The organism is Rhodococcus ruitaii (genome assembly GCF_055230935.1).
On record NZ_JBUYWC010000022.1, the window covers coordinates 1 to 24,413 of the forward strand.

The 24,413-nt window shown below is 66.2% G+C and carries 21 protein-coding genes; 6 read left to right on the forward strand and 15 right to left on the reverse strand.

Translation table 11 applies throughout. The annotated features are described in order from the left end of the window. On the reverse strand, nt 1–217 hold a 217-nt coding region (locus ACZI8W_RS23640), incomplete at its 3' end, for a PHP domain-containing protein (RefSeq protein ID WP_463371032.1). Between the two features lie 134 nt (nt 218–351). Between ACZI8W_RS23640 and nhaA the strand changes: the two genes are divergently transcribed. Further along, a complete protein-coding gene (nhaA, locus tag ACZI8W_RS23645) occupies nt 352–3,015 on the forward strand; it encodes a Na+/H+ antiporter NhaA (protein WP_463370961.1) in 2,664 nt (887 codons plus the stop codon). A gap of 314 nt (nt 3,016–3,329) precedes the next feature. Then, entirely contained in the window at nt 3,330–3,695 is a 366-nt protein-coding gene (locus ACZI8W_RS23650; RefSeq protein ID WP_463370962.1) for a DUF2255 family protein, read from the forward strand. A 32-nt stretch (nt 3,696–3,727) separates the two neighbouring features. Here the strand turns inward: ACZI8W_RS23650 and ACZI8W_RS23655 are convergent, their stop codons facing one another. Together ACZI8W_RS23655 and ACZI8W_RS23660 are read right to left on the reverse strand one after the other, a co-directional pair. Then, nucleotides 3,728–4,747 carry an aldo/keto reductase gene (locus ACZI8W_RS23655; protein WP_463370963.1) on the reverse strand — a complete coding sequence of 340 codons (1,020 nt, stop codon included), beginning with the start codon at nt 4,745–4,747 and terminating at the stop codon, nt 3,728–3,730. A gap of 64 nt (nt 4,748–4,811) precedes the next feature. Next, complete coding sequence (locus ACZI8W_RS23660) at nt 4,812–5,729, reverse strand: helix-turn-helix transcriptional regulator (RefSeq protein WP_463370964.1); 918 nt, start codon at nt 5,727–5,729, stop codon at nt 4,812–4,814. A gap of 163 nt (nt 5,730–5,892) precedes the next feature. Here ACZI8W_RS23660 and ACZI8W_RS23665 point away from each other — a divergent pair, with 163 nt between their 5' ends. Beyond that, nucleotides 5,893–6,786 carry an aldo/keto reductase gene (locus ACZI8W_RS23665; protein WP_463370965.1) on the forward strand — a complete coding sequence of 298 codons (894 nt, stop codon included), beginning with the start codon at nt 5,893–5,895 and terminating at the stop codon, nt 6,784–6,786. 43 nt (nt 6,787–6,829) lie between these two features. Here the strand turns inward: ACZI8W_RS23665 and rarD are convergent, their stop codons facing one another. Genes rarD through lspA form a run of 4 tightly spaced genes read right to left on the reverse strand, consistent with a single transcriptional unit; the run spans nt 6,830 to nt 10,086 of the window. After that, the gene (gene rarD / locus ACZI8W_RS23670; protein ID WP_463370966.1) at nt 6,830–7,810 is read right to left on the reverse strand and encodes an EamA family transporter RarD; all 981 of its coding nucleotides are present in this window, start codon (nt 7,808–7,810) and stop codon (nt 6,830–6,832) included. Nucleotides 7,811–7,864: 54 nt separating this feature from the next. After that, entirely contained in the window at nt 7,865–8,503 is a 639-nt protein-coding gene (locus ACZI8W_RS23675) for a hypothetical protein (protein WP_463370967.1), read from the reverse strand. Nucleotides 8,504–8,506: 3 nt separating this feature from the next. Then, nucleotides 8,507–9,415 carry an RluA family pseudouridine synthase gene (locus ACZI8W_RS23680; protein WP_463371033.1) on the reverse strand — a complete coding sequence of 303 codons (909 nt, stop codon included), beginning with the start codon at nt 9,413–9,415 and terminating at the stop codon, nt 8,507–8,509. Between the two features lie 14 nt (nt 9,416–9,429). Then, on the reverse strand, nt 9,430–10,086 hold the full coding sequence (gene lspA, locus ACZI8W_RS23685) for a signal peptidase II (protein ID WP_463370968.1): 657 nt from the start codon (nt 10,084–10,086) through the stop codon (nt 9,430–9,432). Nucleotides 10,087–10,151: 65 nt separating this feature from the next. Here lspA and ACZI8W_RS23690 point away from each other — a divergent pair, with 65 nt between their 5' ends. Then, nucleotides 10,152–11,108 carry a hypothetical protein gene (locus ACZI8W_RS23690; protein WP_463370969.1) on the forward strand — a complete coding sequence of 319 codons (957 nt, stop codon included), beginning with the start codon at nt 10,152–10,154 and terminating at the stop codon, nt 11,106–11,108. Between the two features lie 99 nt (nt 11,109–11,207). On the opposite strand, the gene ACZI8W_RS23695 is transcribed toward ACZI8W_RS23690, so the two are convergent. Next, nucleotides 11,208–11,705 carry a WKL family lipoprotein gene (locus tag ACZI8W_RS23695; RefSeq protein ID WP_463370970.1) on the reverse strand — a complete coding sequence of 166 codons (498 nt, stop codon included), beginning with the start codon at nt 11,703–11,705 and terminating at the stop codon, nt 11,208–11,210. A gap of 139 nt (nt 11,706–11,844) precedes the next feature. Next, complete coding sequence (locus ACZI8W_RS23700) at nt 11,845–13,182, reverse strand: DNA polymerase IV (protein WP_463370971.1); 1,338 nt, start codon at nt 13,180–13,182, stop codon at nt 11,845–11,847. A gap of 155 nt (nt 13,183–13,337) precedes the next feature. Between ACZI8W_RS23700 and ACZI8W_RS23705 the strand changes: the two genes are divergently transcribed. Further along, nucleotides 13,338–14,339: an ATP-binding cassette domain-containing protein gene (locus ACZI8W_RS23705; RefSeq protein WP_463370972.1), complete on the forward strand. Its 1,002-nt coding sequence runs from the start codon at nt 13,338–13,340 to the stop codon at nt 14,337–14,339. Further along, entirely contained in the window at nt 14,336–15,160 is an 825-nt protein-coding gene (locus ACZI8W_RS23710) for an ABC transporter permease (protein ID WP_463370973.1), read from the forward strand. The genes ACZI8W_RS23705 and ACZI8W_RS23710 overlap by 4 nt, the downstream gene beginning before the upstream one ends. A 42-nt stretch (nt 15,161–15,202) precedes the next feature. On the opposite strand, the gene ACZI8W_RS23715 is transcribed toward ACZI8W_RS23710, so the two are convergent. From ACZI8W_RS23715 to ACZI8W_RS23740, 6 genes are all read right to left on the reverse strand, one after another. Next, the gene (locus ACZI8W_RS23715; RefSeq protein WP_463370974.1) at nt 15,203–18,535 is read right to left on the reverse strand and encodes an AfsR/SARP family transcriptional regulator; all 3,333 of its coding nucleotides are present in this window, start codon (nt 18,533–18,535) and stop codon (nt 15,203–15,205) included. Between the two features lie 20 nt (nt 18,536–18,555). Beyond that, nucleotides 18,556–21,702, reverse strand: coding sequence for an isoleucine--tRNA ligase (gene ileS / locus ACZI8W_RS23720; RefSeq protein WP_463370975.1), 3,147 nt, complete (start codon nt 21,700–21,702; stop codon nt 18,556–18,558). 331 nt (nt 21,703–22,033) lie between these two features. Then, nucleotides 22,034–22,276, reverse strand: a complete 243-nt coding sequence (locus ACZI8W_RS23725) for a hypothetical protein (protein WP_463370976.1) — start codon at nt 22,274–22,276, stop codon at nt 22,034–22,036. A gap of 44 nt (nt 22,277–22,320) precedes the next feature. After that, the gene (wag31, locus tag ACZI8W_RS23730) at nt 22,321–23,175 is read right to left on the reverse strand and encodes a DivIVA-like cell division protein Wag31 (protein ID WP_463370977.1); all 855 of its coding nucleotides are present in this window, start codon (nt 23,173–23,175) and stop codon (nt 22,321–22,323) included. Between the two features lie 153 nt (nt 23,176–23,328). After that, nucleotides 23,329–23,619 carry a YggT family protein gene (locus tag ACZI8W_RS23735; RefSeq protein ID WP_463370978.1) on the reverse strand — a complete coding sequence of 97 codons (291 nt, stop codon included), beginning with the start codon at nt 23,617–23,619 and terminating at the stop codon, nt 23,329–23,331. A gap of 134 nt (nt 23,620–23,753) precedes the next feature. Continuing rightward, the gene (locus ACZI8W_RS23740; protein WP_463370979.1) at nt 23,754–24,407 is read right to left on the reverse strand and encodes a cell division protein SepF; all 654 of its coding nucleotides are present in this window, start codon (nt 24,405–24,407) and stop codon (nt 23,754–23,756) included. Between the last annotated feature and the right edge of the window lie 6 nt (nt 24,408–24,413).

Genomic DNA, 24,413 nt, shown 5'->3' on the forward strand with positions numbered 1-24,413 from the left:
GTGCGACGTAGGCCTCGATCCCGATGATCGGTTTGATCCCGGCCTTCGTCGCGGAGTTGTAGAACTCGCTGGCGCCGTACATGTTGCCGTGGTCGGTCATGCCGACCGCCGTCATCTCGAGCCGTTGCGCCTCGGCGAACAGCGGGCCGAGTTTGGCCGCGCCGTCGAGCATCGAGTACTCGGTGTGGTTGTGCAGATGAACGAACGAGTCGGACACGCGTGCCTCTTCCTGGATCTTCGTGGGCACGGACGAGTGTAGGCGCCCACGGCGACGCGTCCGGTCTGCCACACCGCTGAGGCAGGTACTGCCGGGGCCTGTTCGGGCGAGTCGCCTCGTCCTACCGTCGATCCGTGAGCCACTCAGCATCCGTTACCGGAACCGCGCCCCGCATCGGTGATCTGCGAGCCCGTCTGAGCCGCGGTGTCGGTGCGGCAGCTCTCCTGCTGCTGGCCACAATCGTCGCGCTCGTGTGGGTCAACTCGCCGTTCGGCGAGACCTACGAAACCTTCTGGCACACCGAACTGGCTGTGGGCATCGGTGATGCGCAGTTGTCGCTGACACTGCAGCACTGGGTCAACGACGGGTTGATGACCTTCTTCTTCTTCATGGTCGGGCTCGAGGTCAAGCACGAATTGGTCCTCGGGGAGCTCGCCGACCGGCGCCGCGCCGCGGTGCCCCTGATCGCCTCACTCGCTGGGTTGGCCGTCCCAGCGCTGGTCTACGTGGCCTTCAACGTTTCCGGCGGGGAGGTCGGCGCGTGGGGTGTGGTGATCTCCACCGATACCGCATTCGTGATCGGAATCCTGGCGTTGCTGGGATCCGCAGTCCCGCCCCAGCTACGCGTGTTCCTGCTGGCAGTCGCGATCGGCGACGACGTAGGCGCGCTGACGGTGATCGCGATATTTTACACCGAGGACCTCGACTTTCTCGCATTGGCAGTCGCTGTGGCAGGGCTGCTGGTGATGATCGGCCTGCGGCAGCTGCGAGTGTGGCGGGGTCCGGCGTACCTGGCGATCGGGACCGTCTCGTGGGTGGCGCTGTATCTGTCCGGCATTCACCCGACCCTGCTGGGTGTGGCCGTCGCCCTGGTCACACCGGCGTACCTTCCCCGGCGCGGCGAGGTGGAAGATGCCCTGCGGCGCGCCCGCATGTACGGGCAGTCCCCCAACGCGGACTCTGCACGTGCCGCACGGTTGTCGATCGAACGGTCGATGCCTCCGGGCCCGCGGCAACGGGAGCTGTGGGACCCGTGGGTGAGTTTCCTCTTCGTGCCTCTGTTCGCCTTGGCCAACGCCGGTGTCCCGCTGACGGGAGGGACGCTGACGGCATCGCTGACTTCCCCGATCACGATCGGTGTCGTCGCCGGTCTGGTCGTGGGCAAGCTGATCGGAATCTCCCTGGGTACCTGGCTCGCGGTCACGTTGCGGTTGGGGATCCTCGCTCCCGGTATCGACCGATTCCAGGTGGTGGGTGGGGCTGCGTTGTCGGGGATCGGCTTCACCATCTCACTGTTCATCGTCGACCTGGCCTTCACCGACGACGAGCTCGCGAACCAGGCCCGGATCGGTGTGCTGGCAGCATCGGTCATCGCCGGCATCCTGGGCAGCGCACTTCTGCGTGCCGCGGCGCGGCGCCGACCGGCGGATACGCGACCCAAGCTGCTCGACCCCCCGGTCGACACCGACCGTGACCACATTCGCGGTCCCGCCGATGCCCCGCTCACCCTGGTCGGGTTCGGGGACTTCCAGGCCCCGTACCGCGGGTGGGGTGGGATCGACGAACTTCACGAGAGACTGGGCGACCGGTTCCGCTACGTGTTCCGCCACGCCCCCCAGACGGCCATCCACCCGCAGGCACAGATGGCTGCCGAGGCCGCGGAGGCGGCCGCCGACCAGGGACGATTCTGGGAGATGCACGACCGCCTCTACACCCATTCGGATCAACTGAGCCCGAGCGAGCTTCTCGCACACGCCGACGCCCTCGGTCTCGACACCCCGCGTTTCACGAGGGATCTCGGTTCCGGTCGGTTCGCACGACGGGTGCGTCACGATGCGGAATCGGCCCAGGCGAGCGGCGCGGGCGAGATGCCCGCCTTCTACATCGACGGCCGGTTGTACACCGGGCCGCACGACGCAGATTCCCTCGCCGCCGCCCTGCTCGGCACAACGAGAACCGAGCAGAGGCGGACGTTCCGGACCCCGCCCCCGCCAGCCGATCACCGGACGGTGTCGACGCCCGCACCGGTATGGGATACCGCCGACCTGCTGGACGATCTCCCCGCCGACCTTCCCGAAACACCCGACACCGGCGGCGACCATCCGCGGCTCACCGACGATCAGATCGAGCGGCTGGCCCAGATCGGGGAACGACGGGACGTCGTCCGCGGCGACGTCCTCTACCGTCCCGGCGACCGCGGCTACGACTTCCACGTGATCCTGTCCGGCGCGGTGGCGGTCGTCGCCAGACCCGAGGGTCGCGAACAGGTGGTCCGGGTCCACGGCGAGCGACGCTTCCTCGGGGCGCTCGACCTGTTAGATCAGGACACCGTGCACCGGGCCGCAGTCGCGGTCAGAGACGGCGCCGTTCTGCGTCTCACGATCGCGCAGCTGCGCGAGGCGCTCGACACGGACGCCGAACTGCGTGAGATCGTGCAGCGCGCCTTCCTCGTCCGGCACGCGATCGGCCTGGAAAGCACCGCGGATGTCCGCATCGTCGGACACTCCCACAACCCCCGTACCCAGCGACTGCGGGAATGGGCGGACAACCACAGAATATCGTCCGTGCTCATCGATCTCGAGTCCGGAGGCACCGCGGACACCTACATGGCCGAACTCAGGCTGGCCGAAGCCGATCTGCCTGTGGCCGTGTTCGGTTCGCCGTGCGTCGTTCTCCGCGACCCGGACGACACGGAGTTGGCCGAAGCGCTGCGCGATGCGGGCCGGACGGGCGACGCATCGCCCGATCCGAACGAACGCAACATCGCGAGTTCGGCGCCGGAGACTCAGGGGAACTGAAGCGTCCGATGATCGTTGCGCGAGAACCGAACGGTGTTCGACATGCGGCAGATCGAACTCCGTATCCGTGGCGGTCGCGGTCCTGCTCACACTCCAGCCGATCCCGACAGCACTGTCCGGAGCGACCGCGAGGATCGGTTGCCGCTTGCGGGTGACCACGAACGACGCATACCACTGCCCGAGAGAATCACGGGTGACCCGGAAATGCAGTCCGGCAAGATCGTTCTCACCCTCCTTCTCCCCGGTTTTACCAGTACCTGCCACATCTCGTCCAGATGGCTCACCCTGGACTGAGCACGACAGAAAGGAACGGCATGACCACCTGGACACCCGAGGAACTCGACGCCATCGACAGTGCCTCCGAGATCCACGTCGCCGGTAGCCGCAAGGACGGATCACTGCGCAGCTTCCGCATCATCTGGCACGTCGTCGTCGACGGGGTGCTGTACGCCCGGTCCGTCAACGGACCCGACGCCGCCTGGTACGTCGGCGTGAAACGGCAGATGGCCGGCGCGATCCAGTGGAACGGCACCCAGCGCGCTGTCGACTACACCGACGACCCCTCACACGACGAGGCGGTCGACGAGGCATACCGACAGAAGTACGGCAACGGGGCTCCCACGCAGGCACTCAACCGCGAGCCTGCCCGCGGCACGACACTCCGCATCGACGCGAGGTAGCCACCGTGGACGGGTCCTCCGGCAACCGAGTATCACTCGCGCCGGCGCTGGTCCGGCAGCAACTCGTACGCACCATAGCTGTTGTCGTCGGGGTTGACGGTGACACCGGGCGCCACGATCTCGTCGATGCGGTCGAGAACATCCGGTGACAGCGTGATCTCCGCAGCGGGCAGGTAGCTGTCGAGTTGCTCCATCGTGCGCGGCCCAACGATGGCACTCGTGATTCCCGGATGGTTGATCACAAACGCGATCGCCATCTCGATCAGTGACATCCCGGCGCCCTCCGCCAACACGGCGAGATCCTCGACAAGGTCGAGTTTGTGCTGATTCGCGGCGGTCGACATATCGAACCGCACGCCTGGCCTGGCCTGCGACGTCGGCGCCGATGCACTGCCCTTGCGCCACCGCCCCGACAGCCATCCACCGGCCAGCGGACTGTACGACAGGGTGCCCATGCCGTGGCGTTGCGTCGTGGGCAGCACATCCTCCTCGATGCCCCGGACGAGGATCGAGTACGGGGGCTGCTCGGTGACGAACCGCGAGAACCGGTTCTCCTTCGCCGCCCACTGGGCTTCGACGATCTGCGAACCCGAATACGACGACGACCCGATGTAACGGATCTTCCCCTGTCGCACCAGGTCGGTGAGCGCCGCGAGGGTCTCCTCGATATCGGTGTCCGAGCTGGGGCGGTGTACCTGGTACAGGTCGATGTGGTCGGTGCCCAGTCGGCGCAGCGAGTTCTCGACCGCGCGCATGATCCACAGCCGGGAACCGCCGCGTTCGTTCGGGTTCTCACTCATCGGCATGAAGAACTTCGTCGCGAGGAACACCTCGTCGCGGCGCGACGCGATCGCCTCCCCGAGGATCTCCTCCGAGGCGCCACCCGAGTAGATGTCGGCGGTGTCGACGAAGTTGATGCCGGCATCGAGTGCACGGTTGATGATGCGTGACGCGTCGGCTCGGTCGTCGTTTCCCCACGGCCCGAACATCATGGTTCCGAGACAGAGCGGTGAAACGTGGACGCCTGTGCGCCCCAGTGGTCGGTACTGCATGTGTTCCCTTTCGTTCACGAGACCGCTGCCCGCGACGGCACCGCCTCCCGCAACAGTGTTCGCGTCAGTTCACTTTCCGTGACCCGGTCTGCTCGTCGACCTCCGGCGCCAACGTCGTGGCCGCCCACGAGGCAAGCAGTTTGAGTCCATCGTCCGACGGCGAGCCGGGTGGAGCCGTATACACGTTCATCTGCAAGCCGGTGTCCGCGGGTAGTTCCAGTGCCTCGTAGGCGAGTTCGAGCCGACCGACCGCCGGATGGTGGAAGACCTTCGTTCCGCTGCGATGGAGGCGCACATCGTGCGACGCCCACATCCTTCGGAAATCCTCACTGCGCGTGGATAGTTCACCGACCAAGGCGATCAACACCTTGTCGTGGGGGTTCTTCCCCGCTTCGGCACGAAGGATCGCAACGGCATCGTGCGCGACCTTCTCCCACTTGTCCTCCCAGTACGCCTGCGCGGCGTCAGCGTCGAGGAAGTGGAACCGCGCGGTGTTCACCGGTTGGCGGGCGATCCGCTCGGGCGAGTCGTACATCGGCGCGTACAGGGCCCGACCCAGCAGGTTGGCCCCCAGGATGTCGAGCCTGCCGTTGCGAACGAACGCGGGCACGCCTTCCATCGAGTCGAGGATGCGCTGCACAGCCGGCCGCACCGTCGCCGGGGACGCTCGGCGCGCCCGGGACCGCGCGGCACCGGAGGCGTTCGCCGCCCGCGCCAGATCGAACAGGTGGACGCGTTCGGCCTCGTCGAGTTGCAGTGCCTCGACCAACGCCTCGAGCACCGATTCGGACACACCGCGCAGGTTGCCGCGTTCGAGGCGGGTGTAGTAGTCGACGCTCACCCCGGCGAGCATCGCCACTTCCTCGCGCCGCAGTCCCGGCACCCGCCGATTCCCGCCGTACGCGGGCAGTCCAGCCTTGTCCGGGGTGATCCTGGCTCGCCGCGAGGCGAGGAACTCACCCGTTTCTGCCTTCAGATCCATGTCTTCAACGGTACGACCGGGTAGCCGACGGTGGGAGGTTCTGAAAGTACCGGGCTCGGACTCGTCGTTCCCGGTGTCGCGACAATCCGGTGAGCAGGGAACCGGCGAACAAGGTAACGACAGACCCTCCCGGCACCGCGCGAACCCTCCTACCGTGAGAGACATGCCAGTGAACACGATTCCTACCCTGACCCTGAACAACGGTGTCACCATGCCCGCGCTCGGCTACGGCGTCTTCCAGACACCGCCGGAGGAGACGATCACCGCCGTCGAAACCGCCCTGCGCACCGGATACCGCCATATCGACACCGCCGCCGCCTACGGCAACGAACGCGAGGTCGGCGAGGCGATCCGCCGCTCCGGTGTGGACCGCACCGACCTGTTCGTCGAAACCAAGGTCTGGATCAGCGACTACGGCTACGACACCACCCTGCACGCGTTCGAGAAGGCCACCGGCAAACTTGGCGTCGACCAACTCGACCTGCTGATCCTGCACCAGCCGCTACCGACCCGATTCGAGCTGACCCTCGAGGCATATCGGGCGCTCGAAACACTGCTCGCCGACGGTAAGGTCCGCGCGATCGGTGTCAGCAACTTCATGCCCGATCACCTGGACGCGTTGCTCACCTCCGTCAACGTGGTGCCCGCCGTCAACCAGATCGAGGTGCATCCGTACTTCCGGCAGCCCGGCGTGCTCGCCGCCGACGAGAAGCACGGCATCGTCTCCCAGGCGTGGTCCCCCATCGGCGGCATCACGTTCTACCGCGACGGGAAGAACTCGAGCACCCTCGACAATCCGACGCTCCGCACGATCGGCGAGGCGCACGGCAAGACCCCCGCACAGGTGATGCTGCGGTGGCATTTGCAGCAGGGCCGGTCTGCAATCCCCAAGTCGGTGGCACCGCACCGCATCTCGGAGAACTTCGACGTCACCGACTTCACCCTCACCGACCAGGAACTGGCCGCGATCGACGCCCTCGACACCGGTGTGCGCGGCGGCCCCGAACCGGCATCGCTGACGCTGGAGAACGCCGGCATCGCCATCCCCGAAGCCTGACACACCAGAAAAGAACAGGAATTCTTTTTCATGCGAGCAACATTCATGTACGGCGCCGGCGATGCGCGGGTCGAGGACGTCCCCGACCCACCATCGTCGAACCCACCGACGCGGTCGTACGTGTCAGGGTTGCCTGGGAAGCGCGACGAGCACGGATCACCGCGTCTGCGCTGAAGATCACGAGTGCTCCCCAGATGAGTGCGAACCCGATCCACCGCGACGCGGGCATCGCCTCGTGCAGCACCAGGACACCCCACGCCATCTGCAGGCTCGGTGTCAGATACTGGAGCATTCCCAGCGTCGCGAGGGGCACCCGTTGCGCCGCCGCCCCGAACAGCAGCAGCGGCACCGCAGTGACCAAACCCGCCGACACCAGCAGCAGTGTGTGGCTGGGGCCGTTCCCGAAGAACGTGCCGGTACCCGTCGCCGCGAGGAACACCAGGTAGCCGACCGCGAACGGTACCGCGACCACCCCCTCGCCGGTCAGTGATGTGCTCGGTTCGAGCGGCACGATCTTCTTGATCACCCCGTACGACGCGAACGACAACGCCAACGTCAGCGCGATGATCGGCGGGCGACCGTAGTCGACGGTGATGACGACGACCGCTGTGGCGGCGAGCAGCAGCGCCGCGATTTGCGCGCGGTACAACCGTTCCCGGAAGAACAGCACTGCGAACAGGACACTGACCAGTGGGTTGATGAAGTACCCGAGGGCCGTCTCGACGACCCTCCCCGACGTCACCCCGTAAATGTAGGTTCCCCAATTCACGGCGATCGCCGCCGACGCTGCTGCGACCAGTGCCCACGTCCGAAGGCCGAGCCCCCGCAATGTGCCGAGTTTCCCGAGCACTGCAAGCAACAGCAGCATGAGCAGCAGAGTCCACACCACCCGGTGCGCGAGGATCTCGAGTGCCCCGGCGGGCGCCAGCAAACCGAAGAACACGGGGAACAAACCCCAGATCAGATAGGCCCCGGTCCCACACAGGACTCCGACGCTGTCGGGACTACGATCGACGGCACTCACCCGCCAACTCTATTCCTTCACGCCGGTACCGGCCGCGTACCGCAGCGCTGCTCGCTACGGCTCGCCGTCGTCGGCACCGGGAGCCACCGTGTCGATGTGCTCGGGCAGAAGCGGTCTCACCGAGAACCTCCCGGCCACGGCGTCCGGCGGCAACGCTTCCACGGCCCGGACTGCGGGGGCAGTGGCCACCTCTCGCAGTTGGTCGCCGGCACCCCGTACGACGATCCCCACCGCACAGGCGCAGTCGGCTGCGAGTCGATCGGCGGAGACCGCGGCGATCCGCGCCGCGCGATCGCTTCCCGCCGCGGCCCCGCGTAGTCGTCCTGCCGCCACACCCGGAGCGCGGCGCAACGCCTCGGGGTGCGCGGACACGGCGACGGTGACGAGCGGGGTCTGGACCCGGTCGATCGGTACTCGAAACAGAACCTGGGCCACGCGCGCGTCGCCGGGCAATGCGGCGACCGCAGCGACATCCACCGGTTCGGTGAACGAGACGAGGGCCCAACTCGGCTCGGACCCGAGGTCGGCCAGACTGGTCTCGGCCCGACCGAGATAGTCCGACACCTGTTCGCCGTTGTCGGGACCGAGTGCGTCGGTACGCACCGATGCCGGACGGACCGGATTGAGCACACCGGCGAGGATCACTGCGAGCACCAATGTGGCCGTCACCGCCCACGGGAGGATCCGAGACATCGCTCAGGCGTTGCGCAACACGTCGAGGGCGTCCTCGAGGTCGGCAGGATACTTGCTGGTGATCTCGACCCAGTTCCCTCGCGTCGGGTGTGCGAACCCGAGGGAGCGGGCGTGCAGCCACTGACGTTCCAGCCCGAGACGCGCCGCAAGCCGCGGGTCGGCGCCGTAGGTCAGATCACCACAGCACGGGTGCCGCAATGCCGAGAAGTGCACGCGGATCTGATGGGTACGGCCGGTCTCGAGGTGGATGTCGAGCAGGCTCGCCGCCTGGAACGCCTCGACGGTGTCGTAGTGCGTGATGCTGGGCTTGCCGTCCGCCGTGACGGTGAACTTCCAGTCGCTGCCGCGATGCCGGCCGATGGGGGCATCGATGGTGCCGCTACTCGGATCCGGGTGACCCTGCACGAGAGCGTGGTAACGCTTGTCGATGGTGCGTTGCTTGAACGCCCGCTTGAGCACGGTGTACGCACGCTCGGAGGTCGCGACGACCATGACGCCCGACGTGCCGACATCGAGCCTGTGCACGATTCCCTGACGTTCGTGGGCACCCGAGGTCGAGATGCGGAAGCCCGCGGCGGCCAGACCACCGATGACCGTCGGCCCCGTCCAGCCGACGCTCGCGTGCGCGGCCACACCGACCGGTTTGTCGACTGCGACGATGTCGTCGTCGGAGTAGAGGATCTCCATGCCTTCGACAGGCTTCGCCTCGATGGTCAGTGGGCGCGGCGGCTCGGGCAGGACCACTTCGAGCCACGATCCCGCCGAGAGCCGATCCGATTTGCCCATCGGTGTGCCGTCCATGATGACAGCACCCTCCTCGGTGAGCGCAGCGACCACGGTCCGGGACAAGCCGAGCAGACGGGCCAGCCCGGCGTCGACACGCATCGCATCGAGCCCATCCGGTACGGGCATCGCCCGGGTTTCTCTCACTGGCTGTTTCCCTTTCTGTCGGTTCCCGACTCGGTGCCCTGTGTGCGCTCCGGGCCGGCAGCGTCCGCAGATTTCGCCGCGTCCCCCGAGTTCGCACGGCTTCCGTCCGGTTCGATGCCGAACACGGTCAATGCCACGAGCAGGATCGCACCGCAGACGATCGCCGAATCGGCGACGTTGAACACAGGCCACCATCCGACCGAGACGAAGTCGACGACGTGCCCCTGCATCGGGCCGGGCGAGCGGAACAGCCGATCGGTGAGATTTCCGAGCGCACCTCCGAGCACCAGCCCCAATCCCAGCGCCCACCACGTCGAGCGCAATGTCCGCCCGATCTTGATCACACCGATGACGACACCGATCGCAACCAGCGTGAGCACCCACGTCATACCGGTCGCCATCGAGAACGCAGCGCCGGGATTGCGGATCAACGTCAACGTCACGGTGTCGCCGATGATCGAGATCGGATCGGACGGGTCGATGAAGTGGACCGCCGCGATTTTCGTGAGCAGGTCGGCCACGTAGATCACACATGCCAGGACGAGCAGATAACGCAGCCGCTTCCGCCTCACCGGCACTGTCACCGGGGGATCCTGCGCGGGCGGCTCCGGCGCACCGAACGCAGGATCGGGCCGGGTAGCTTCGTCACTCACCCCGCCATCATCCCCTACACGGCCGAGGACGCGGCCACCGCGCCCGTCGTGGCTACCCTGGTGGCGTGCCTGTGCTGTCGAGATTCACCCATACGAGACCATGCGCCTTTGCCGCCGTCCTGTCGCTCACCGCGCTCGTCACAGGATGCGGTGATGCCCCCGACAATGTTCCCGCCGTCACCGCCGGCTCCTCGACAGAGGTGACGGTGCCGGTGTCTGCGGTGATCGCGACCGTGCTCGATCCGGGAGCAGAACCTCGCGAGCCGGTGCGTCTGACACCCGCGACCGGAACCCGGCAGAACGTGATCCTCACCACACGATCCGAGGTTCACCAACAGATCGGTGATCAAGCGACACAGGACTTCTCGACGCCCGAATTGACGACACCGCTGTCCGCCACGGTCACGGAGTCGGTGACCGACGGAGCATCCGGCACCGTGGTCGATCTGGTCCTCGGCGATGTCAGTACCCCCGACCCGCATCTCGAGACCTCCCTCACCGAGGTCCAGGGTTCTGGGGCCGGTCTGACGATCGGCCCCAACGGCGCGGTCAGTGCACTGCGACTCGAGCCCGGTACCGCGGTGCCCAATGTGGCACGCTCGGCACTCGAACAGGCCTTCTACCAGGCGGTCTACCGGATGGTGGCGTTCCCCGACGAAGCAATCGGCGTGGGTGCGGTGTGGGAGAGTCACCAGCAGGTGATGAGCTCCGGGATCACGATCGACCAGGTCGGCACGGCTACTCTCGTCTCGCGCGATGACGACCGGGTTCGAGTGGACATCCGTGTCGAACAGATCCCGCAGGAATCGACCTGGATGCTCCCCAACGGGCAAGGTCAGCTCGCCGTCGAGCAGTACACGATGGCCGGCGACGGAACGCTGACCATCGACCCGAGTAAACCACTGCCCATTCAGGGTGACTTCACAGTGAGCGGTGACCAGACCTATCTCGACCCGAACGGCGCAACCCGGCTGGCGCAGTCCCAGGTGGACCGGGTCGGCTGGCACACCCCCGAGAGCTGAACCCGGCACGGCCACCCGGTCTCCGAGACGACGGTGGCCGACACGGATCTCCGCGTCGGCCACCGTCGTCGTCTCACGGCGTGAGGTTGCGCTCAGGAACTACGGGCATGCAGGCGTCTGCAGGGCTGCCAGCGACACGATCGCGCAGGCGTTGTCCTGCGACAGCTTCCAGAAGCCGTCCTCGGCAACGAACATGACCGTGCCCGTGGAGACCTGGTCGCCGATGGCGGTCTCGATGCCAGCGGTCGCGGTGCCGTCCTCGTTGTCGTTGATGTCGATGATGGTGACCTGGGCGCCGGCCTGCTGTGCAGCTGCAGCGACCTGATCGATCAGCGTCGGGTCGAGCTCTGCACCCTGCACGAGGTTCTGCTTCTCCTCGGCCGGGATGCTGCCGTCGAAGGCCTGGTCGAGCATGGCCTGCAGTTCCTCGACGGTGGGCACCGGCGGATAGTCCGCCACGGCGGCCTCCGTCGTGGTGGCTGTCGTCGTGTTTGCCGCGGTCGTCTCGGTCGAGCCTCCGTCGTCGGAGCTGCAGGCAGTCATCGTGAGGGCGGCAGCGAGTGCCACCGTAGCGACGGTGATCTTGCGAAGCTTCAAAATTCTCGTCCTTCTCGTTCTCGAACGAACACGACCTTCGTGCTCGGTCATCCAGCAACGGATGGGTCCGCGACAGGCGGATTGTCCGCAAGAGTACCCGGCGGTAGTGAGAGAACCATGAGGGCGCCGAGAACGCGTGTCAGCGCAAGCTGACGAGCGGATCAGCACGGTCGAGCAACGGATCTGCCTCGGCCAACGTCCGCGCAGGCCCCGGGCCGGTGGACCTCGTCTCGAACCGAACCGTGACGACACCGTGCCCGGCCCCTTGGACCCATCCGTGTCCGAAATCCGGATGCCGGACATCGGTTCCGGGTAGCCAACGCCGATCCGCCACCTGCATCCCTTCGGATACAGCGTCGGTGACCGGGTCGCCTCGCGGCGACTCCGATTCGAGCGCATCGAGTTCCGGGAAGAGTGAATCCTGCGCAAGAGCCGACAACCCCGCGAAGCCGACACCGACGAGTCTGATCGGCCCGATCTCGAGTGGGTCGAGGGCGAGTCGTTGGGCCGCGGCGGTGAGGACCTGCACATCCTCGGTGGCATAGGGCAGTGTCGTCGACCGGGTGAGAATCGACATATCGGACTTGCGCAGTTTGAGGACGACGGTCCGCGCGGCACGTCCGTCCGTACACAACCGCCGGTGCGCAGCAGTTGCACTGGAGGTCACCGCGCGGCGCAACTGAGGTAGCGCCACGATGTCGGCCGGATAGGTGGTTTCGGCGCTGACCTGTTTGGCCTCGGCGCGTTCGACCACGGGGCGGTCGTCGAGTCCGTTGGCCAACCGGTGCAGTCCGGGGCCGATCGTTGTGCCCAGAATGGAGGCGGCTTCGGTGACGGGCAGCGCCGCCAAATGTCCGATGGTGTCGATACCGAGCTTCCGTAGCCGTTCCTCGGCGACCGGTCCGATGCCCCACAGACTGCGCACGGGCAGGCCGTGCAGCAGCGCGAGTTCCTCTTCGGGCCGCACGACCAGCAGGCCGTCGGGCTTGGCCAGCCCCGACCCAATTTTCGCGATCTGTTTTCCCGAGCCCGCACCGACGGAGGCCACGAGACCTGTCTTCTCCAGGACCTCCGCGCGCAGCTCCACACCGAAGCGGTCGACGTCCTCGGCGGACGCACCGGCCAGTTCGGCCGGTTCCGCGAACGCCTCGTCGAGCGAGAGCGTCTCGAGAACGGGCACTCGGGACCGGAGCGTGTCGAACACCGAGGTGCTCAGCTCTCGATACACGACACCGCGGGGCGGGAGCACCACGCCACCCGCACCGACAAGTCTGCGGGCGCGGCTCATCGGCATTGCCGAACGCGCACCGAATCCGCGCGCTTCGTAGCTCGCGCCTGCCACGACCCCCCGCACCCCCAGGCCACCGACCAGCACCGGACGGCCCCGAAGGGTCGGCCGGGTCAGCTGCTCGGCGGACGCGAAGAACGCGTCGAGGTCCACGTGAAGGACCCAGCGCCGGTTCACGCCAGTGGTCATCTCCCCAGGTTAGAGGGACGCACCGACGCCCGTGCTTCTGAGCGTGACAACGCGCGGAGAGCAGTGCAAGCGGCATGCAAGGGCAGCGCAAGAGGCACGCAACCGGGGGCGCGGATCGTGGCTTCGACACACCGATCCGAGAAAGGACCTCCCGCATGTACTACTCGTCTACACCGGCCATCGAGGCCGAGGGACTCGTCAAGCGTTTCGGCGCATTCACCGCCGTCGATGGCGTCAGCCTCACCGTGCCGGCCGGCTCCGTCTACAGCGTGCTCGGCCCCAACGGCGCCGGCAAGACCACGACGATCCGCATGCTCGCCACTCTGCTCCGGACGGACGCCGGTAGCGCCCGGGTTTTCGGACACGACGTCTCCGAGGAACCGACCGCGGTGCGCTCGCTGGTCGGTGTCACCGGCCAATACGCCTCGGTCGACGAGGATCTCACCGCGACCGAGAATCTGATGATCTTCGCTCGGCTGCTGGGGCTGAGCCGCGCGGCGTCGAGGCGCAAGACTGCCGAGTTGCTCGAGGAGTTCGCGTTGACCGACGCGGCGAACAGGGCCCTGAAGAACTTCTCGGGTGGTATGCGAAGACGCCTCGACCTCGCAGCCAGCCTGATCTCGCATCCGCCGCTACTGTTCCTCGACGAACCGACCACCGGTCTCGACCCACGGACCCGTGCACAGATGTGGGACACCATCCGCCGGCTCGTCGATGAGGGCTCGACGGTACTGCTGACCACCCAGTATCTCGATGAAGCCGATCAGCTTGCCGATCGGATCGCAGTGATCGACCACGGCCGCGTGATTGCGGACGGCACCGCTGACGAACTCAAGACCTCGGTCGGCACGTCATCGCTCCAGCTGAGCCTGGCCGATCGCAACGACATCGACACGGCGCGCACGCTCCTCGCCGAAGCGCTGGACGGGGACGTCGCCGTCAGTCCCGACACGGCGCGGCTCACGGCACCATTGTCCGACACCTCGATCACTGCAGATCTACTGATCCGATTGCGCGACAACGGCATTGCCGTCGATGAAATCACCGTCAGCAAGCCCAGCCTGGACGAGGTGTTCCTGACGATCACCGGGCACCGCACCGACAGCGCCGACAGCGCCGACGCAGCCACCACCGACAACCAGAGGAACGTCGCATGACCACCACGCTCGCCGACGGCCGGCCCGGCACCGCACCCCGCCCCACCGTGCACACCATCGGGTTACGCGGGACGCTCGCGCAATCCGCGACAATGGGCTATCGCGGCCTCATCAAGGTCAAACACAACCCCGAGCAACTGTTCGACGTGGTGATCCAACCCATTGTCTTCACGGTGATGTTCACCTACATCTTCGGCGGCGCGATCTCCGGCGACGTCGCATCGTATCTGCCGATCATCATTCCCGGCATCCTGGTCCAGACGGTGATCACAGCCTCGATCGTGACCGGCACCCAACTCCGCGAGGACATGGACAAGGGAGTCTTCGACCGATTCAAATCCCTGCCCATCGCCCGGGTCTCACCACTGGCAGGTGCGTTGCTGTCGGACGTGACCAGGTATGCGATCGCAACGACCATCACCTTCGCGGTGGGCTACGCGATGGGCTTCCGACCGGAAGGCGGGATCTTCGGCATCGTTGCCGCAGGCCTGCTCGTCGTCGTGTGCGCCTTCGCGATCAGCTGGATCTTCGCACTGATGGGTGTATTGATGAACAAGGCGTCCAGTGTGCAGGGCATCTCGATGCTCGTGATCTTCCCTCTGACCTTCATGTCCAACGCGTTCGTGCCCGCCGAGACCATGCCGGGTTGGATGCAGGCGTTCGTGAACGTCAACCCGGTCTCACACCTCGTGACCTCCGTCCGGGAGCTGGTCAACAACGGCAACGTCGGGATCCATCTCGTGTGGTCGCTCCTCGGGGCCGCACTCCTCGTCGCGGTCATCGCGCCGCTGACCGTCCGCATCTACATGCGCAAGGAGTAGGTGGGTGTCGCCCGTGAGTACGTCCGGTCCTCGATGCCGGGACTACTCGCGGGCGGCGAAGATCTCCATGATGAGCAACCTGGCGCGAGCGCGCGGTGTCGTCGCTACCGCGGCGAGCGCCTCCACCACGCGGTCACCACCGAGGACGGCACGGGCACGGTCCAGGTGTCGCGACACCTGCATCGACGGAAAGTCCTGACGTGGAACCACTCTCGTGGACAGAGTCAGCAACCGCAATCCGGACTCGGAGCCGGCTGCGATGTCGAAGCTACCGATCGCGCATGCCACGGCACCGATCACCGGAAGATCACGATATCCATCCGATTCGAGTTCGTCCCTCATCCTTCTACCGAACCAGTCGACGACGTGGCGCGCCTCGGCTGCTCGACCCACGAGTACATGGGCGTCGATGGTCACCGCAGCAATCATCATGGTTCCGAACAGATCCGGAGCATCGTCCGGATCGGGGTCCGGCCAGCCCCTCAGCGCGAGGGCCGATCGGTAGCCGCGCAGTCCGGCCTCGATATCACCGGAGGCCAAGTCCAATTCGGCGCGACTCGCCGCGAGTGCCGCTGTGCCCTGGCTCCGATCCCGTTGTTCCGCGCTGTCGCCGGCCTCCACGAGAGGGCCGGCCGACTCCAGTTCGTGGCGCGCCTCGTCGATCCGGCCCAGTCCGACCAATGCAGCGGCAACATTACTGTGCAGAGCCGCTGACTCGTCGAATCCGTGCAGCTCCCCAATGAGGTCGGCGCTGTCGCGGTAATAGCCGACCGCTTCCTCGTATCGGGCGGATTGCGCGGCGATACTGCCGAGGTGATGGCTGATAATGGAGACCGTCCACTCTTCCCCTGAGGCCCGCGCAAGGGCAAGCGCAGCCCTGCCGTCCCGAGCTGAGCCGAACAGATCACCGTTGTTCACTCGCAGATCGGACCGCACCATGAGCGCGGCACCGCGCGCCGCCCGATCGGGATGCCGAACCGCGACGGCAAGCGCACGTGCGACACCCCGACCGGTCATCGGAAGCACGAGCACAGCGGTGCACGTTGCGATCATCGGATCGAGATCGGTTCGGATCCGGACGATGTCGCGCAGTCTGACCCGGGCGATGGCCAGAGCACGGGAAACACCGGTGAACGCCATGACCGCGACCACCATCAGGTAACTCACCGCCAGGTGGTTTCCCGGCACTTCCCGTGCTCCCTCACCGCGAGCGTCGAGGTCGAGAATCCGAGACGACCAGGCGAGCACCTCGGAGTGGGTGCCTCGCACCATCCACAGCACGGCGAGCACCGGAAACACGGTCAGCACAGTCCGATCCCGTCCCGCGTCGAGCGCCTGCCTCAGCACCGCAAGCAGGTTGTCGTGTTCGGCATCAACTGCATACGAGATCGTGATCTGGTCACCGTCCAGGAAGCTCCGCACAGCGTCGCGACAGAACCGCTCCGCCCAATCGAAGGCCCGCTCCTGAATCGAGGCGCGCTCGCCGGTGCCCGCACAGGTCAGTTGTTCCTCCCCGAATTCACGGACGGTCTCGAGCATGACGTACCGCAGACCTGCTCGACCCTCGACAACGGTGAGCATCGATTGGGTCACGAGACCTTCCACCGCGTCTGCCGCACCGGCGACCACACCCCACTGCGAGACCGCGACAGCTGCGTCGAGCGTGAACCCGGCCGGGAACCCGCACAACCGGCGCAGCACCGCCCGCTGGTCGGGTCCAAGGAGATTCCAGCTCCATTCGATGACCGCGTACAGAGTGCGATGCCGGTGGGGCGACGTGCGGTCCCCTGAGCGCAGCAGCGTGAACCGGTCGGTGAGACGGTCGTTGATGTCCTCGACGGTCATGGTCCGCACCCTCGCGGCAGCCAGTTCGATCGCGAGGGGAAGACCGTCGAGCGTTCGGCACAGTCGTGCCACTTCCGAGGGGTCCAACCGCACCGAGGGCCGCACGGCCTGCGCGCGGATGCTGAACAGTTCCATTGCCGGTGACCCACTCTCCGCGACGTCCAGCGGGGGCAGCGGGTACACGACCTCGGCGGTGATCGCCATCGGAGCGCGACTCGTGGCGAGCACTGTCAGCTGCCCGCTGGCCGCGACCAGGTCCGCAACGACCTCGGCAACGTCGTCGATCAGGTGTTCGCAGTTGTCGACGATCAGCAGCGACGGACGCGACGAGAGTGCCTCGCGCAACCTCTCACGCGCATCGTGTACCCGTGCTCTGGGCAACACCGTCCCGGGAGTCAGCTCGACCTCACCGATCCCGAGCACGGAGCTGATCGCGGCGACCACGTCGGCGCCGCTGCGCAACGGAGCAAGCTCGACCAGCGCAACCGGGACATCTCGCGCTGCCCGAAGGCCGATCTCGTGCGCGAGACGGGTCTTCCCGGTGCCACCCGGACCGAGCACGGTGACCACGCGCGCATCGGTCAACAGGCGCTCGACTTCAGCCAGATCTGCCTCGCGCCCGAGCAGAGCATTGGGCGCTGCGCGCAGTCCGACGGAACGCTGAATCGTCGGTGCCGCTCCGTGTTCCGGTTCGAGCGCGCGGTGCGTCCGTACGTGTGTTCCCACGTCGACCGCCGGTGTCGAGGCGGGCCTCGGTGACTCCCCCTTCAGGATCGCCGTATTGAGGTCGACCAACCGGGGTGAGGGATCGGCACCGAGCCGGTCGGCGAGCCTGGTGCGGAGTCCGGCAAACACCTCGAGAGCGTCGCCGGCGAGCCCGAGACCGGAGAGCACCAGCATCAGCTGACCGTGGACCTGTTCGTCGACGGGCGCCTGCGCAGCGGCTGCACGAGCCAGCGGCAACGCCTGCTCCAGCTCGCCCATCGCAACCGTCGCGGCGAGTTCCACGGCATCGAGAGCCGCTGCACGGGCAGTGGCCTCCTCGGCGATCTCGCGAGCGAGGTCACCTGGCGCCAGATCCGCACCCGGCTCACCGCGCCACAACGCGCGCGCCTGACGCACGGTCGCCACAGCGCCGGAGAGATCTCCGTCCGCACGCTGTTGCTGCGCACGTTGCTCCCACATGCGCACCAATGTCAGATCGACCTGCATCCGGTCGAGGCCGAGTCGATACCCTGCGGGGCCTCTCTCGAGCACACCGTCGGGTAGCGCAGCGCGGAGCCGGGAGATCTGGGTGTGCAACGCGTTCGTCGCCGAGCGCGGCGGCTCGTCGCCCCATACGTCCTCGATCAGCGACCGGGGGCTGCGCGCGCGACCCGGCCTGCGTGCCAGCGCCACGAGGAGACTGCGGGCACGCAGGCCCGGAAGTGGGATCAGTTCGTCGCCGCGGCGCGTCGCCACCTCACCCAACAGGGCCACTTCGACGCCGGTGAAGGCTGCCGCAATGGGGTCGTTCGAATCGTGGTGCACCTCCGCCGATACTAGTGCCACTACGCCTTCGTGATGGACACCCGCACACCCTCGCCGAGTTCGATCGGATCGGTCTCGGCCGGGGCGATCTCGAACGTCGTCGCGAGAATCTCGCCGGCGATGAGATCGCGGTACCGGTCCGCCCACTCGACGCGGTCGGCAGGGACCTCGAACCGCACCGAGATGCGATCCGAGACATCGAGCCCGAGGGTGCGTCGAGCATCCTGGAGTTCGCGGATGCGGTCCTTCGCCCACCCCTCGGCTTCGAGTTCCTCGGTGACCGTCGAGTCGAGGACCACGAGCCCCGCACCGCCCGGCAGGGCCGCAGTGGACTCCGGTTCTGCAGCCACGAGACGTGTGGTGAACTCCTCCGGTAGCAGCGCGATCCCCGCAGCGGTGACAGTGCCATCCGCGTTCTCGCTCCAGTCTCCCGACTTGACCGCCTTGATCACCTTCTGGACGTCCTTGCCGAGACGCGGGCCTGCCGCACGTGCGTTGACGACGACTTCGAAACGACCGTGTGCTTCGACATCGTCGGTGAGGACGACGTTCTTGACGTTGACCTCGTCTTTCACCAGATCGACGAATGGTTGCAATGCTGCAGAGCCGGCGCTGGCGACGGTCACCTGCGGCAGCGGCAGCCGCACCCGAAGCTGCTGGGCCTTACGCAGTGACAGCACCGTCGAGCACACCGATCGCACGTCGTCCATGGCCGCCACCAGATCAGGGTCGGCGGGGAGTTCATCTGAGTCGGGCCAGTCGGCGAGATGCACCGAGCGGCCACCTGTCAGGCCACGCCAGATCACCTCGGTCGCCAGCGGCAACAGCGGGGCCGCAAGTCGGGTGACGACCTCGAGCACCGTATGCAGGGTGTCGATCGCATCGGCGTCCTCCTCCCAGAACCGCGACCGCGACCGACGTACGTACCAGTTGGTCAGCGCATCGCAGAAGGTGCGCACCTCGTCGCACGCACCCGCGATGTCGATCACCTCGAGCGCCTCGGTGACGGCGTCGCGGGTTTCGGCGAGCTTCGCCAGGATGTACCGATCGAGGACGTGGGTCGAATCGGTGCGCCATGTGCCGGTCTTCGGCGCATACAACTGCAGGAAGCTCCACGCGTTCCACAACGGCAGCAGGGCCTGCCGCACCCCCTCCCGGATACCTTGCTCCGTCACGACGAGGTTGCCACCGCGCAAGATCGGCGACGACATGAGGAACCAGCGCATGGCATCGGAGCCATCGCGGGCGAACACCTCGTTGACGTCCGGGTAGTTGCCCTTGGACTTGCTCATCTTGAGCCCGTCCTCACCGAGGACGATGCCGTGCGCCGCGACGCATTTGAACGCCGGACGATCGAACAGCGCGGTCGCGAGGACATGCAGCGTGTAGAACCACCCGCGGGTCTGCCCGTTGTACTCGACGATGAAATCGCCGGGGTAATGCGAGTCGAACCAGTCCTGGTTCTCGAACGGGTAGTGCACCTGCGCGAACGGCATCGAACCCGACTCGAACCAGCAGTCGAGCACCTCCGGCACACGACGCATGGTCGACTTGCCGGTCGGATCGTCCGGGTTGGGGCGCGTGAGCTGATCGATCATCGGCCGGTGCAGATCGTCCGGGCGCACACCGAAATCGCGCTCCAGTTCGTCGAGTGAACCGTAGACGTCGAGCCGGGGATACTCGGGGTTGTCGGATACCCACGCGGGGATCGGGCTACCCCAGTAGCGGTTCCGGCTGATGTTCCAGTCGCGCGCACCCTCGAGCCACTTGCCGAACTGGCCGTCGCGGATGTGCTCGGGGACCCAGGTGATCTCCTGGTTCAGTTCGACCATGCGGTCGCGGAACCGGGTGACGGCCACGAACCACGACGGCACGGCCATGTAGATCAACGGCTGGCCGGAGCGCCACGAATGCGGGTAGGAGTGCTGGATCGTCTCATGCCGCAACAGCTTTCCGGCAGCCTTGAGATCCTTGATGATGACCGGGTTCGCATCGAACACCTGCAAGCCCTCGTAAGGCGGCACCATCGAGGTGAACCTGCCGCCCGGATCGAGTGGCTGCACCAGTTCGATACCGTTGCGCTGGCAGTACTCCATGTCTTCTTCACCGAAAGCCGGTGCAAGGTGGACGATTCCGGTACCCGATTCGGTGGTCACATAATCCGCGGCAATCACCTGGTGGGCATTGTCACGACCCACGAAGAAATCGAACGGTGGCTCGTACGCGAGCCCCACCAGATCGGTACCGGTGTATTCGGCCAGCACTTGGGGTTCGTCACCCAGCTCGCGGGCGTAATGGCCGAGGCGATCCTTCGCCAGCAGGTAGGTTTTCGCCTGGTCGTCCTCACCTGCGCGTACTGCGACGTAGGTGATCTCGGGGTGCACTGCGATCGCGAGGTTCGACGGCAACGTCCACGGCGTTGTGGTCCAGATCAGCGCATTGGCCCCGTCGAGTTCGGTGCCTGGCGCACGCAGCACCATGTCGACGGTGACGGCAGGGTCCTGCCTCATCTTGTACGCGTCGTCTAGCCGGGTCTCCTGGTTCGACAGCGGGGTTTGCTCGTACCAGCTGTACGGCAGCACGCGGAAGCCCTGGTAGATCAGGCCCTTGTCGTACAGCGACTTGAACGCCCACATGACCGACTCCATGAAGTCCAGGTCGAGCGTCTTGTAGTCGTTGTCGAAGTCCACCCAGCGAGCCTGCCTGGTGACGTAGTCGCGCCACTCGCCCGTGTACCGCAGCACCGACTGTTTGCAGTACGCGTTGAACTCGGCCAGGCCCATCGTGTCGATCTCGGACTTGTCCTTGATGCCGAGCTGCTTCTCGGCTTCGAGCTCGGCCGGCAACCCGTGGGTGTCCCACCCGAACCTTCGGTCGACCTTCTTGCCGCGCATCGTCTGGAAACGCGGAACGACGTCCTTGACGTAGCCGGTGAGCAGATGCCCGTAATGCGGGAGTCCGTTGGCGAACGGCGGGCCGTCGTAGAACACGAACTCCTCAGCGCCCGCACGATTGGTGATGGAAGCAGTGAAGGTATCGTCCTCGGCCCAGTGCGCGAGGACTCGTTCCTCGAGATCGGGGAAGTCGACGCCGGCATCTTTGGCGACGCCGTAGTCGACCCGCGGGTAGCCGCCTGACGCTGCAGTGGTATTGATGTTCTCGGTCACCGCGTGACTCCTCCGTGCCTCGCATCGTCGGCACGGGGACGATCACCGCGCATTCTGCACGGTCACCGCGGTACCACCCCGCTTGCACTCCCCCGGCTGTCCGGCGGGGTGCCTCTTCGTTCGGGCTGTCACGGGCCCTACCCGTTCGGTTCTACTGACTGCCTCACGAATACAGGCGCATTCGCTCGGCACTGTTCTTCCGAAGGCTCCCCGGTGATGGCCGGATCGACGCCGTCCCGCACGCGCGGGAAACATCAGTAGCGTACTCGCCCCCACGGAACCGCACTCGTGAAGGACACGTACTCGCGCTGCCCATTGTAGGCAGTGCTGGTCATTCTCGTGAATCGCGCTGTTCGTCGCCTCGCGTGGGCCGCGCACCCGGCAAGGTGCGCCGACGGGCAGGTCGCCCCACATCCATCGAGTCCCGGGACGCCAGGGAACTCGCGAGCAAAAGTATCCCGCCCACGGCACAGACCACAATACAACCCCAGGCCCACACGATGGATCCGGTCATCAGAGCAATAACGAGAAGACCGAATCCGATCGCTGCGAGCACCAACGTCACAACGAGCACGACACCTCCTCAACCGAGGTGCGGAACCAGGCCCGGGCCTCGGCTCAGCTGTTGCCCTTGGCGAAGGACGACGAACCGAACGACGACGAGTTGGACTGGTTGAACGCATCTGCGCCGCTGTCCACCGGCACCGCGGAACCGCGCTGCTCGAGCTCTTCGAGCTGCGATTCGAGGTACGACTTCAGGCGCACCCGGTATTCACGCTCGAAGGTCTTGAGGCGTTCGATCCGGTCTTCCAGGACAGAGCGCTGCTGATTGATCGTCGCCATGATCTCGGTGTGCTTCTTCTCGGCATCCGCCTGAAGCCCATCGGCCTTCTCCTTGGCCTGACGGAGCTGTGTCTCGGAACGCGTGCGCGCGTCGGAGAGCATCGCGTCGGACTTCTGGCGAGCGTCGGCAATCATGGCTTCGCTGCGCGTACGCGCGTCCGAGACGAGCTGCTCGGAGTTCGTGCGCGCGTTGCGCACCAACTCCTCGGCCTCCGTCTTGGCATCGCCGGTAAGCCGGTCGGCCATCTCCTGGGCAAGACCGAGCACCTTCGCGGCCTGCATGCTCGCATCGCCGCTGGCCGGCGCGGCCGCCGCCACCGGGGCGGGTGTGGGTGCCGGGGCAGGCGCCGGAGTCGGCTCCGGTTTGGGGGTCTCGACGACCCGCGCCGGTTCCGGCTTTGCCGGCGACACTGCCGGCGCAGCAGAGCGCGGCGCCTTCTTCGCCTCGGCAAGCTCCTGGTCGAGTTCCGCGACGCGCTGGCGCAGGTCGGCGTTCTCCTCGATCAGGGACGTCAACTCCTGCTCGACAAGATCGAGAAATGCATCGACCTCGTCCTCGTTGTATCCGCGCTTCCCGATCGGAGGCTTGCTGAACGCGACATTGTGCACATCAGCTGGTGTCAGCGGCATGGAAGGATCCCTTCACGCGTCAAATAAGCGGTCAAGCAGGCGTTCCGTAGTTCAGACAGTGCGTCACGCGTATCAAAACCCACTGTATATGGCATTCCATTCTGGCACATCGAAGCGCGTGAAGGCCCCCCAGCGGAGCTGCGGAGGCGCATCTCAGATGCCCCCGCTACGCGGGATGAACGCCATCAAGAAATACACGATGAACAGCAAGACCATGATGGATAGATCGAGCCGGATCCCACCCAGATTGAGCGGCGGGATGAGACGCCTGAGCAGTTTCACCGGCGGGTCGGTGACCGTGAAGATCGCTTCGAGGATCACCACGACGAATCCCGACGGTTTCCAGTCCCGCGCGAAGGTTCTGATGAACTCGACAATGATTCGTCCGATCAGCAGAAGCCAGAAGATGAACAGCAGGAAGTACAGCACATCGAATACGGCCACCCGCCCACTCTGCCCGACGAACCCGAACCCTTCCAAACCGAAACGCCCGGCCTGCAGTTATCTGCATCACGCCGAGCGTTCAGTGTGCATTCGAGGGAGGGTCGGGCACCGCGTCGGAAGTCACACCGCGCGGACTACTGCTGACTGTAGAAGCCGGTCTCGGCGATGCGGCGACGCTCTTCCGCGGACACGTCGATGTCTGCGGGCGACAGCAGGAAGACCTTCGTCGCGACCTTGTCGAACGACCCGCGCAAAGCGAACGCCAGTCCGGCCGCAAAATCGACCAGCCGCTTCGCATCGGCGTTGCTCATCTCGACGAGATCCATGATCACCGGAGTCCCGTCGCGGAACCGCTCACCGATCGTGCGCGCCTCACCGTAATCGCGCGGACGCAGCGTTGTGATCTTCGACAACGGACCTCCTTCATCGAACAGCGCACCGCGCCGCGCCTCCGTCCGCTCGAGCCTCGACTCCGCGGCCATCGTGGAGCGGACAGGAGGCCGCGCTGGAGCCGGCGCCGGACGCGGGGCGCGGGCAGTGATCGGCTCGACCCGCGCACTGCGCACCGGCGGTTCGTAGCGATCGAAGTCGTCGTCCGCGAAGTCACGCGCGGCCTCGTCGCGGCGCGGAGCCTGGTACTCCTCGCGACGCGGGGCGTACGCACCGTACGACTGCTCACCGTAGTCACGCTCGCGACGAGGGCCGGCCGGGTCGTCGAGGTAGTCGTCCTCGTAATCCTCGATCGGGACCATTCCGAAGTAGGCCTTGAACTTGTGGAGCGTGCTCATCGATCG